Raw genomic sequence first — 11,548 nt, forward strand, 5'->3', positions numbered from 1 at the left:
ACCGCAATTGATTTCCGTGCAAGGCTTCGCTTTTGCTCCTGCGGGGTCTCACCTGTTCCGCTTTTCCCGCAGGAGTCTTCGCCTTGCCCTCCAATCAACTGCTAGAAGGAACGAAACAAATAAAACGATATGCATCATCAAAAAGAAAACGAACCACTCATCAAACAGGTTGATGAATGGTTCGTTTTTTACTTGGGCTCAACTACTTTTGTCCCAGCCTCTTTAAGTTAACTATTATTTATGAAGTGTTGACATAAAAGGCGTGATAATGGTAACTTTTAGTTATAATTGTTAACTTTATATTTTTTTAGTTTACTAAAGTGGAGGGGAATCGATGGAAACCACAAGTTTAAGAGATTGGAAAGCACTTGCTCAGTCTATTATTAAAGGGAAAGAAATTACATATAAAGAAGCGCTTCAACTTCTTTATGTACCGGATGAAGAAGTGTTAGAGGTCATGAATGCCGCGTACTTAATTCGTCATCATCATTATGGAAAAAAAGTAAAGCTTAATATGATTATTAATACTAAATCGGGTTTATGCCCAGAAGACTGTGGATATTGTTCGCAGTCGATTGTATCAGAAGCGCCGATTGATAAGTATGCGTGGTTAACAAAAGAGAAAATTGTAGAAGGTGCTTTTGAAGCTCAAAAAAGAAAAGCAGGTACATATTGTATCGTAGCGTCAGGCCGCCGCCCTACTGATAAAGAAGTAGCGCACGTAGTGGGAGCGGTAAAGGAACTTCGTCAAAAGACAGACTTGAAAATCTGTGCCTGTCTAGGATTTTTAACAGATGATCAAGCACACGAACTAGTCGAGGCGGGTGTTCATCGCTATAATCATAATTTAAATACTCACGCTGATAACTATGACAATATTTGTTCTACGCATGGCTATGAAGATCGAGTCGATACGGTTACTACATCTAAAAAAGCAGGTTTGTCACCTTGTTCCGGTGCAATTTTTGGAATGGGCGAGACAAATGAACAAGCCGTTGAATTAGCTTTTCAAATTAAAAAGTTAGATGCAGATTCTATTCCATGCAATTTTCTTGTTGCCGTTCCAGGAACGCCTCTAGAAGACAAAAAGGCGTTAAAGCCAATGCAATGCTTAAAGCTGTTAGCGATGATGCGTTTTGTAAATCCAACCAAAGAAATTCGAATTTCAGGAGGCAGAGAAGTTAACCTCAGATCACTTCAGCCGCTTGGTTTGTTTGCTGCAAACTCAATTTTTGTAGGCGATTATTTAACGACTCAAGGTCAAGAACCTACAGCTGACTGGGGATTAATTGAAGATTTAGGATTTGAAATCGAAGAATGTGCACTGTGAAGCCGTTGAGAAATCAACGGCTTTTTTTATCTTCAGCAGATTTACAGGAACTATACGTTTACTTTACAAAACTCAACAGCTTCTTTATATTGCCTTCACAAATAACCATTATTATAAAACATGTGAACGATAAGTGAATAGTTACTAAGGTTATGAAATTGAGAAACCACAAAAAACAATAGGTCTATATAAACATCCTATGCGTTTTTTGTGGTTTTTTTATAAATGAAAGGAAGGAATCGTTTTGAATAAGGAAGCAGATTTCTTACAACAGCTTGGACAAGATCGTTTAATTGCATCCATTAAAAGTCCGAAAAATTTAGAGCAATTTTTAGAAACAGAGATCCAGGCCGCCTTTTTATTAACGGGAAACATCAGTGTAATTAAACGCTATGTAGATTTACTCAAACAGCATAATCGAACGGTTTTCTTACACATTGAAAAAATTCCGGGAATTAGCTATGACCGGGAAGGGCTTAAATTTCTCGCTAAGTTTGTAAAGCCCACAGGTATCGTAACCACTAAAAGTTCACTCATTAATTACGCAAAACAGGAAGGGCTGGTTGCTATTCAGCGGCTGTTTTTAGTGGATACAGACGCAGTAGCACAGGGGTTAAAAACCGTTCAAGATATTAAACCGGATGCATTAGAACTAATGCCAGGATTGATTCCGGAGATGATAGAGAAAATCGTTAAAAAAACAAGTATCCCTATTATTACAGGTGGACTCATTCAAAATGAAAGCCATATCCAAGCAGCTTTAAAAGCAGGGGCTACGGCAGTTTCTACAGGAAAATCATGGCTGTGGAAAAAATATGAATGAGCGAGAAAGGAGCGTTTTTAATGAAAAAAGTAGAGTTAGTTAACGTTGGAAAGTCATACGATCAAAAAACAAATGTCATTCAAGATATTAATGTCACAATTGAACCTGGAGAATTCTTCGTATTAGTAGGTCCTTCAGGTTGCGGGAAAAGTACAATGCTGCGAATGATTGCCGGATTAGAAGAAGTCACACAGGGAGAGTTGCTAATCGGGGATGTAAAAGCAAATAAACTGCTTCCAAGTCAGCGCGATTTGTCCATGGTGTTTCAAAACTATGCTTTATATCCGCATTTGACAGTAGAACAAAATATTCTTTTTGGTCTGCATACAAAGAAGATTTCAAAGCAAGAACAGCACAAGCGCTGCAGGGAAGCAGCAGAAATGCTTGGTTTAAGTGAATATTTAAAACGAAAGCCTAGACAGCTTTCGGGAGGACAGCGTCAGCGTGTAGCACTCGCACGTGCTATAGTTACTCATTCACCTATTTGCCTGATGGATGAGCCGTTATCCAACTTGGATGCGAAGCTGCGAGCAAAGATGAGATCAGAAATTCGCCAGATTCAGCGTAAGTTAGGTATTACGATGATTTATGTCACGCATGATCAAACGGAAGCGATGACGATGGCGGATCGAATGATGATTTTAAATGGAGGTAATATTCAGCAGGTTGGGCGTCCGCTCGATATTTACAATGCACCGGCAAACACGTTCGTAGCGTCGTTTATAGGTTCTCCCCCTATGAACTTATCAAACGTTTCTATAGAAAATAACTTACTCGTTTTTGAAGATAGAAGAGCTATTTCTATGAGTGCATCATACAACAACCTTAGCGGTAAAAAGGAAGTTGTGGTTGGAGTAAGACCTGAGCACGTTCAGCTTGCGACAAACGACAACACCAGCTTTATCGTAGAGGTAGATAATGTCGAAATTCTAGGAACGGAAACACTGCTTACATTTCAAATGGGAGACAAACAGTGGATGGCTAAGTGGAACGGTCAATGGAATATAAAAGTGGGAGAGCGCGTTCCTATTTTTATCGATCCAAAACACCTGTTTTTATTTGATAGTGATACAGGTTCATGCTTGCACTATGAACCATCAATGGAAGATTTAACTGTAAAGGGGGCATTTGTATGAGTGCTGTTACCAAAACAGCAAACTCGCCTGTTTCTGTTTCATCAAATCCACAAGAAAAGAAGTCAATGCCTAACCTATTGGTAGGATTATCTTACTTGCTGCCATCATTATTGTTATTTGGTGTATTTCTTTTCTACCCAATGATTAAGACCTTATATTTAAGTCTTTTTATTACAGACACACAGGGAAATCCCTTGAAATTTGTAGGATTACAAAATTTCTTTTATCTATTTACAGATCCAAACTTTTTACAAAGTATGAAAGCCACTTTTTTATTTGTACTATACACGGTGCCTATTGGCTTAATTATTGCATTATTCCTAGCGCTAATCGCAAATGAAAAGCTAAAAGGAATTGGTTTTTTCAGAACAATGTTTTCATCTACGATGGGAATGAGCGTAGCGGCTTCTTCTGTAATTTGGATGTTTATGTATAACCCGACAATCGGTGTTATTAATAAAGTATTAAATCTTGTAGGCATTCATGATGTGCAGTGGTTATTAGATCCTAAGTATGCGCTGATTGCTGTGTCCATCTCTACGATTTGGATGAACATTGGGTTTACCTTTTTAATTTTACTTGGCGGGTTACAAAATATTGATGAAAAGCTGTATGAAAACGCGCGTATTGCTGGAGTTAGCTATTGGTATCAGCTCCGTAAAATTACGCTTCCTATGCTTTCGCCAACGCTGTTTTTTATTATCACCGTTTCGTTTATTAACGCGTTTCAAACGTTTGGACAAATTGACATTTTAACAAAAGGCGGGCCTACAGATTCCACAAATGTCATTGTTTATTCAATCTACAAAGATGCATTTGTAAACTATAATGTTGGCTCTGCAAGTGCTCAAGCTACAATTTTGTTTTTCTGTATTCTACTGGTTACGGCTCTTCAATTTAAGCTTGGAGAAAGGAAGGTACATTATCAATGAGCATCACGAGAAAATGGACAACTTATTTGTTACTCATTGCAGCTACTTTAGTATTGATGTTTCCTATTCTATACGCTTTTTCCATTAGTTTTATGAGTGGAGCGGAAGTGTTGGAAGGGAAGATTTGGCCATCATCTTTTTCATTTGAAAACTATCGGGATGCTTTTGAAAAAGTTCCGCTGCTTCATTATTTAATTAATAGTTTTGCTGTATCTATTTTTGTCATGGCTGGGCAGCTGTTAGTTTCAAGTTTGGCTGCTTTTGCATTTGTATTTATTAAATTTAAAGGAAGAGATGCTATTTTCTTTCTCTTTATTTCTACGATGATGATTCCATGGGAAGCAACGATGGTTCCTAACTTTTTAACAGCACAAAAGCTAGGCTGGATTAATAACTATTTGGGATTAACAATTCCTTTTTTCGCCTTAGCATTTGGAACATTTTTATTGCGTCAACAGTTTAAAACCATTCCGGGCGAGCTGTATGAAGCTTCTCAAGTCGCAGGGATCAGCCGCTTTCGTTTCTTTTGGAATGTTGTGCTTCCTGTTTCTAAAACAAGTCTAGTTACGCTTGGCGTATATAGCTTTTTAACAACATGGAATATGTATTTATGGCCACTGTTAGTTACAAATACAGAGGATGTTCGTACCGTTCAGATTGGTTTAAAACAAATGCAAACGCAGGAGATTTCAACTGATTGGGGAGTGGTTATGGCTGCTGTCGTGGTTGTTATTATACCGACATTATTACTATTATTCCTAGGTCAAAAACGTCTTCAAAAAGGATTAACACAAGGTGCAATTAAATAGGAGAGTGGATGTGATGAAAAAGATATTGGCTATCGTAACGGCATGCTTGCTGGTCATTCTAGGCGCTTGCTCAAACTCAACTGGTTCTTCGGAAGCGCAAGAAACTAAAAAAACAGCATCAGGTAAAACAGAAGTCGTTTTTTGGCACGCCATGAGCGGTGACCTTGAAAAATCACTCAATAAAATAGTCGATGAGTACAATAAATCTCAGGATAAAGTTGAAGTAAAGCCCGTTTTCCAAGGAACGTATGAGGAAGCACAAACAAAATTTAATACGGTAGCAGGAACTAAAGATGCACCTGCTATCATGCAAACGTTCGAAGTAGGAACGAAATTCATGATAGACAGTGGTAAGGTTCAGCCTGTTCAAAAATTTATTGATGAAGACCACTACGATACTTCACAGTGGGAGAAAAATATTTCAAGCTATTACCAAGTAGATGGAAAGCAATATTCAATGCCGTTTAACTCTTCAACACCTGTGTTAGTTTACAACAAAGATGCCTTTAAAAAAGCAGGGTTAGATCCTGAAAATCCACCAAAAACGTATGATGAATTAAAGGCAGCTGCAAAGAAACTAACAGAGAAACAAGGAAATAAAACATCACAATACGGTTTTTCAATTCTAAATTACGGATGGTTCTTTGAAGAGCTAGTTGCTTCTCAAGGCGGTTTGTATGTAGATCACGAAAACGGTCGTAAAGGGGATGCCGAGAAGGCAGTATTTAATGGAAAAGAAGGACAAAACGCATTTAATTTAATCAATGACATGTACAAAGAAGGTACCTTCTACAATGTAGGGCAAAACTGGGACGATATGCGCGCAGCATTTCAATCTAAAAAAATTGCAATGTTTTTAGATTCATCAGCAGGTATTAAAACATTAGTAGACAATGCTCCATTTGATGTGGGTGTATCAGATCTTCCTGTGCCAAAAGAAGAGGATCGCCAAGGAGTAGCTATCGGGGGAGCATCTTTATGGATGTCTAAAGGAATTAGTGATGAAACATCTAAAGCGGCGTGGGACTTCATGAAATATTTAGCAACACCAGAAGTTCAGGCAAAATGGCACGTGGAAAGTGGCTATTTTGCGGTTAATCCTAAAGCATATGATCAAGAAATCGTAAAGAAAGAATGGAAAAAATATCCTCAACTAAAAGTGACGGTTGATCAGCTTCATAAAACTAAATCAACTCCGGCAACACAAGGCGCTTTAATTTCGGTATTTCCGGAATCACGCCAAAAGGTAGTAACAGGAATGGAAAGCCTGTACCAGGGAGTAAAGCCGAAACAAGCACTTGATCAAGCAGCAAAAGAAACGAATAGAGCATTAGAAGTAGCCAATCAAAAATAACGTATGATTACGAAGCTCGTCTTTCAAGTTATTTTGAGGACGAGCTTTTTATTTAGTGAATGGCTAGTTAGGGGAGATAGAGGACAATGAATAATTCAATTGATCTTTATGCGCATCGTGGCTTTAGCGGACGATATCCTGAAAATACAATGATTGCATTTGAAGAAGCTAGAAAAATGCGAGTTTCAGGTATTGAATTGGATGTACAACTAACCAAAGACGGAGAAATAGTAGTGATTCACGATGAACGAATTGACAGAACGACGAATGGAATGGGATATGTTCAAGAATTTTCATATAAACAGCTGCGGTTATTCGATGCTGGAAGCTGGTATGATTCTCGTTTTTCTAAACAATCAATTCCCACGTTAATAGAAGTGTTTGAGTGGATGATGGACAAAAAGACAGAAATGACCGTGAACATTGAATTAAAAAATGACCAAATTTACTATCCAAAACTTGAGGAAAAAGTTCTTCGTCTAATCGATGAGTTTGATTTAGAAGATCAAGTTATTTTGTCATCTTTTAACTATGATAGCTTGGCTAAAGTGAGATCTCTCCATTCATATATCCCAACAGGATTTTTATTTGAAGGGGTGAGTGAAGATGCGATTGGAAAAGCAAAATCGATAGGTGCGCACCTGCACTGTGATATGTCGTTTGCTCTTTCTTCGTACGGGAAAAAAGCAAAGCAAGAAGGATTAGACTTACGAGTATATACAATTAATGAACTGAATGATTTTTTGAAGCTCCAGCAGGCTTCAGTAAAAGTAGTGATGACAGATTACCCTAACCGTTTTTCCTCTACAATGTTCAAAGGATGACGCAGAAAGGCCGTATGTATTCGTACGGCCTTTTTTATAGGGTAAATATTATTTTATTCTGAATAGTATAAAATTTATATTGTGAAATTGTTTTATAGATGATATATTGAGAGTAGATTATAATGTTCCTTATGAAAGCGAATACATGTTGCGTAGCTCCGCAAACGTTCATTTGCCGGTCCCTAGCATCGTCTGTTATCTCTTTTAGGAGGAATAAAAAATCATGTATGATCAAGATACTATCTATATTATTGGAGATGCCAAAGCTCCTCAAAGCAATCCGATTACTAAAAAGTTCAATCAGTATTTTCTAGGATTGGTAGTTGATAAAACAAATGGAAAAATTATTGATGTGGAATGCTCAGCGACGATTGAGTTAACCGTTCGATTTGTTCAATCAATTTTTATTGGACGTCATATAAGTGATCCCACCCTTATAGACGACATTAACAGCCGCTACTTCGGGTCTTCCCAAAAAGCGCTGGTGGTAGCGTTTCATGATGCACAGAAAAAATATCAGCAAATAACAGCTGCTTTGTCTACATAGACCTAGACGAAATCCAGCCTGACGTTTTCAAACGTTGGGCTGGATTTTGTTTTGCATAAAAACATTTTCGGGGAGATGAAGGGGGAAGAATAAATGATTCAAGATGGATTTATGTATGTGAGTGTGTTAACTGCCTTTGCTGCGCTCATGGTAGGGATTGAAAAACGATTTAAAGCCAATGGATTTTTTAAGTTTATTCCAGGTATTGTACTTATTTATATAGGAGCGGCTCTTATGCAAACGGCAGGATTATTTGGGGATAGCGAGTCAAATGCCGCCATGTATGCAGGCGTTAAAAATGCACTTCTTCCTGCTATGCTGATGCTTATGCTGTTAAAGTGTGATGTTCGAAGTGTAATTAAACTTGGTCCAAGAATGCTGGGAGGATTCATCGTTGCGGTTTTTAGTATAATGATAGGCTTTATCCTCGTCTATGCCATCTTTAAGAATTTCTATGTAGAGGATACGTGGAAAGCTTTTGGTGCTTTATCAGGAAGTTGGACCGGGGGGTCAGCTAACATGGTTGCCCTTCAAGGGATTTTGGATGTTCCAGAAAATATATTTGGCTACGCTCTTATGATGGATACGATTAACTATGCCGTATGGGTTATGTTTATGTTTTGGCTTGTACCATTTGCATCTAAATTTAATAAATGGACAAAAGCAGACGTCAGCTTTATTGAGAATAGTATAGATGAAGTCGCAGCAACATCTGAAAGCGAAAAAGAAGGTCCTCAGTTTCAGCATCTTCTTTATTTGCTTGGGCTAGGTTTGTTCGTTTCGGCATTGTCTACATTTATCGGAGGGCGTTTGCCTGAAGTGGGAGCCGTTATTAATGCAACGAGCTGGACGATTATGATTGCTTCTGTCGTTGGTTTAGTGCTTGCTGTAACTCCAGCGGCAAAAATTCCAGGTACGCTCGATGTATCAAACGTTATGTTATACATCGTTGTAGCGTTAATTGCTTCTCAATCAGATTTTTCAAATTTAGCTCAGGCTCCTATTTACTTAGTATCTGGTTTTCTCATTATGTTCGTCCACTTAGTGATCATGCTGTTGCTAGCTAAACTATTTAAATATGATTTATTTACGCTCGGGGTAGCCAGTTTAGCTAATATTGGCGGAATGGCGTCTGCTCCAATGCTTGCAGCTGCTTATAACCGTGCACTGATTCCGGTAGGAGTCATTATGGCTCTGATGGGTTCCTTCTTAGGTACTTATTTTGGTATGATGATCGCCAAAATTTTAGGGGCGATCTAAGAATAAACCAAAATAGGTATAAAAGAATATGTGTGCTGAATCGAAAGGAAGCGATTGAAATGATAATTAAAGACATAACTGTAAAGCATCAAACCGTTCCACTGCTCGTTCCGTTTAAAACAGCGCTTCGAACAGCAACAGAGATAGACAGCATAAGTGTAGAGATTCAGTTAGAAAACGGAATAAAAGGAAAAGGAGCGGCTTCGCCAACATATGTTATTACAGGCGATTCTTTAGAAGGCATTCAAGCTGCACTTCAAGGCCCTATTAAACTAGCGCTAATAGGGGAGGATATACGTCAGTTTCAAAAACTCTTAAAAAAAATTCAAAGCTGCTGTATTCACAATTCAAGTGCTAAAGCGGCTGCTGATATCGCTTTGCATGATGCTTATACAAAGTTTCTCAACATTCCTTTATATGCTTTCTTGGGCGATAAGCAGCCTATCTCTACGTGTATGACGATAAGTGTTGATACACCTGAAAAAATGGCTGAAGACGCACACAAAAGTGCAGCGGACGGATTTGACATTTTAAAAGTGAAGGTAGGTTCAATTCCTGAGCTAGACCTTGAGCGTATTAAACATATTCGATCTGTCATTCCGGATCATGTAAAACTTCGGTTGGATGCAAATCAAGGATGGACTCCAAAACAAGCAGTGCAATTAATTAATAAAATGGAAACTCTCAACTTTGGTATTGAATTGGTAGAACAGCCTGTCCCTGCTCATGATTGGGAAGGGTTAAAGTTTGTGACTGAACGAGTAAACGTACCCATTATGGCAGATGAGAGTCTATTTTCTGCCAAAGATGCATTAAAGCTTGTAAGCGGGCGGTACGTGGATCTTTTAAATATTAAGCTAATGAAGTGCGGAGGCATTAATGAAGCAAGAAAAATCGCGAGTATTGCTGAGGCGAACGGTGTTGCGTGTATGATTGGAAGCATGATGGAACCATCACTTTCCGTGGGAGCAGCTGCTCATCTGGCAGCCGCTCATCCCAATATCACGTATTTTGACTTAGATGCTCCTCTTTGGCTTTCAACTGAACTGGATGTGTTAAAGTACAGCGGTCAAGAGGTTTTCTTATCAGATCTTCCTGGAATAGGAGAAATCACCGTTCCTATCTCAAAATAAAAAGATAGTAATATAGTAGAAGGAGAGAGACGATGAATATAAAACGTTGGGTTTTAACGGTAACAACAGTTGTTTTAGCTACATTTGGAGTCAGTGCAGTTCCTTCTGTTCATGCTTCTGAAGAAAAAGAAACTGCTTATATAGATGTCGCAGCTGCTACTCTTTGGACAGCACCAAACATCTTGCGTGAAGTGGACGCTCCGTCAGCTACTAATCCTGTAGATATGAAGAAGTGGACCACATCGATGAATTTGAAACAGAAGCAGCAGTTATCTAGTGACGGGATGCTTGAGACACAAGCGTTATATGGAAACAAAGTAACGGTTTTAGAGAGACAAGGAGATTGGGTCAAAGTAGCTGTAGACGGACAGCCTACTTCTCGAAATGAATTAGGATATCCCGGGTGGATGCCTACTAAACAATTAACCTATAGCAAAAGGTACGAACAGTATGCAAAGAAGCCTTTTGTAATGGTGACGGCTCCGACTACTTATTTATATCATTCGCCTTCTTTGAAAAAGAAAGGTATTGAAGTTAGCTATAATACGCGCTTACCTCTTTTGGTAAAATCAAAGAGTGCATATAAAGTATTAAAACCAAATGGAAAGACAGCATGGGTTTCTGCAAAAGCAGGAAAAATCTACGCTTCTCAAAAAGATATTCCTGTACCAACTGGCACGGAGCTTGTTGAAAGCGGAAAGGCATTTTTAAACCTTCCATATTTATGGGCTGGCATGAGTGGTTTTGGATTTGACTGCTCTGGATTTACGTTTACGATGTACCAGTCCCGTGGTATTACAATTCCACGTGACTCAGGTCCACAGTCTAGAGCAGGGAAACCAGTAGAGATGAACAATCTTCAACCCGGAGACTTATTATTCTTTGCCTATAACCAAGGGAAAGGAAGCGTCCACCATGTAGCAATGTATGCGGGAGATGGTATGATGATTCATTCGCCGAACTCCGAGCGGACAGTAGAGATTATTCCTTTAAACACGAAGGGGTATATTGAAGAGTATGCAGGTGCACGTCGTTATTTACCTTAATTAGTAAGATAAGAAAGAAGCTCTTTTTGTGAAGGGCTTCTTTTTTAATATAGGTATAAATAAAAATTAGAAAATTTAGATTATTTACGTTTAACTACTTCTCAGTAGGGGAAGAAGTAAAGTAAGAAAAAAAACATTTTTCTTCTCGAAACATATTGACTTTATGTGCAGGGCGTTATATTATTGTAAAGCGTCGTTGAGACATAACAGTAACAACGAAGCTGAAAAAAGAATTTTAAAAAGTTGTTGACATTACGTCGGTAACTTGATAAGATAATAAAGTCGCTTAAGAGCGGCGGTTGAACTTTGAAAACTGAACAAAGCGACAAACGTCAACGTTAATTTTTATTTTTT

11 protein-coding genes are annotated in these 11,548 nt (G+C 38.4%); all 11 read left to right on the forward strand.

Going from position 1 to position 11,548, the window contains the following annotated elements:
* The first annotated feature begins 334 nt into the window (after window positions 1–334).
* Window positions 335–1,330, forward strand: coding sequence for a biotin synthase BioB (gene bioB / locus WKH56_RS34265; RefSeq protein WP_342837753.1), 996 nt, complete (start codon window positions 335–337; stop codon window positions 1,328–1,330).
* A gap of 244 nt (window positions 1,331–1,574) precedes the next feature.
* Entirely contained in the window at window positions 1,575–2,153 is a 579-nt protein-coding gene (locus tag WKH56_RS34270; protein ID WP_028412676.1) for a glycerol-3-phosphate responsive antiterminator, read from the forward strand.
* A gap of 20 nt (window positions 2,154–2,173) precedes the next feature.
* Window positions 2,174–3,289, forward strand: a complete 1,116-nt coding sequence (locus WKH56_RS34275; protein ID WP_221833247.1) for an ABC transporter ATP-binding protein — start codon at window positions 2,174–2,176, stop codon at window positions 3,287–3,289.
* On the forward strand, window positions 3,286–4,221 hold the full coding sequence (locus WKH56_RS34280) for a carbohydrate ABC transporter permease (protein ID WP_028412674.1): 936 nt from the start codon (window positions 3,286–3,288) through the stop codon (window positions 4,219–4,221). Before WKH56_RS34275 ends, WKH56_RS34280 begins: the two co-directional genes overlap by 4 nt.
* A complete protein-coding gene (locus tag WKH56_RS34285; RefSeq protein WP_028412673.1) occupies window positions 4,218–5,030 on the forward strand; it encodes a carbohydrate ABC transporter permease in 813 nt (270 codons plus the stop codon). The genes WKH56_RS34280 and WKH56_RS34285 overlap by 4 nt, the downstream gene beginning before the upstream one ends.
* A gap of 13 nt (window positions 5,031–5,043) precedes the next feature.
* Window positions 5,044–6,384, forward strand: coding sequence for an ABC transporter substrate-binding protein (locus WKH56_RS34290; protein ID WP_028412672.1), 1,341 nt, complete (start codon window positions 5,044–5,046; stop codon window positions 6,382–6,384).
* A gap of 86 nt (window positions 6,385–6,470) precedes the next feature.
* The gene (locus WKH56_RS34295; protein WP_028412671.1) at window positions 6,471–7,208 is read left to right on the forward strand and encodes a glycerophosphodiester phosphodiesterase; all 738 of its coding nucleotides are present in this window, start codon (window positions 6,471–6,473) and stop codon (window positions 7,206–7,208) included.
* Window positions 7,209–7,431: 223 nt separating this feature from the next.
* The gene (locus WKH56_RS34300; protein ID WP_028412670.1) at window positions 7,432–7,755 is read left to right on the forward strand and encodes a DUF3870 domain-containing protein; all 324 of its coding nucleotides are present in this window, start codon (window positions 7,432–7,434) and stop codon (window positions 7,753–7,755) included.
* Window positions 7,756–7,848: 93 nt separating this feature from the next.
* Window positions 7,849–9,015, forward strand: coding sequence for a DUF819 family protein (locus tag WKH56_RS34305; RefSeq protein ID WP_033580860.1), 1,167 nt, complete (start codon window positions 7,849–7,851; stop codon window positions 9,013–9,015).
* A gap of 59 nt (window positions 9,016–9,074) precedes the next feature.
* Complete coding sequence (locus WKH56_RS34310; protein ID WP_221833245.1) at window positions 9,075–10,148, forward strand: dipeptide epimerase; 1,074 nt, start codon at window positions 9,075–9,077, stop codon at window positions 10,146–10,148.
* A 32-nt stretch (window positions 10,149–10,180) separates the two neighbouring features.
* Complete coding sequence (locus WKH56_RS34315; protein WP_310884160.1) at window positions 10,181–11,194, forward strand: C40 family peptidase; 1,014 nt, start codon at window positions 10,181–10,183, stop codon at window positions 11,192–11,194.
* Window positions 11,195–11,548: the final 354 nt, after the last annotated feature.

It is taken from the genome of Priestia sp. SB1, from assembly GCF_038898415.1.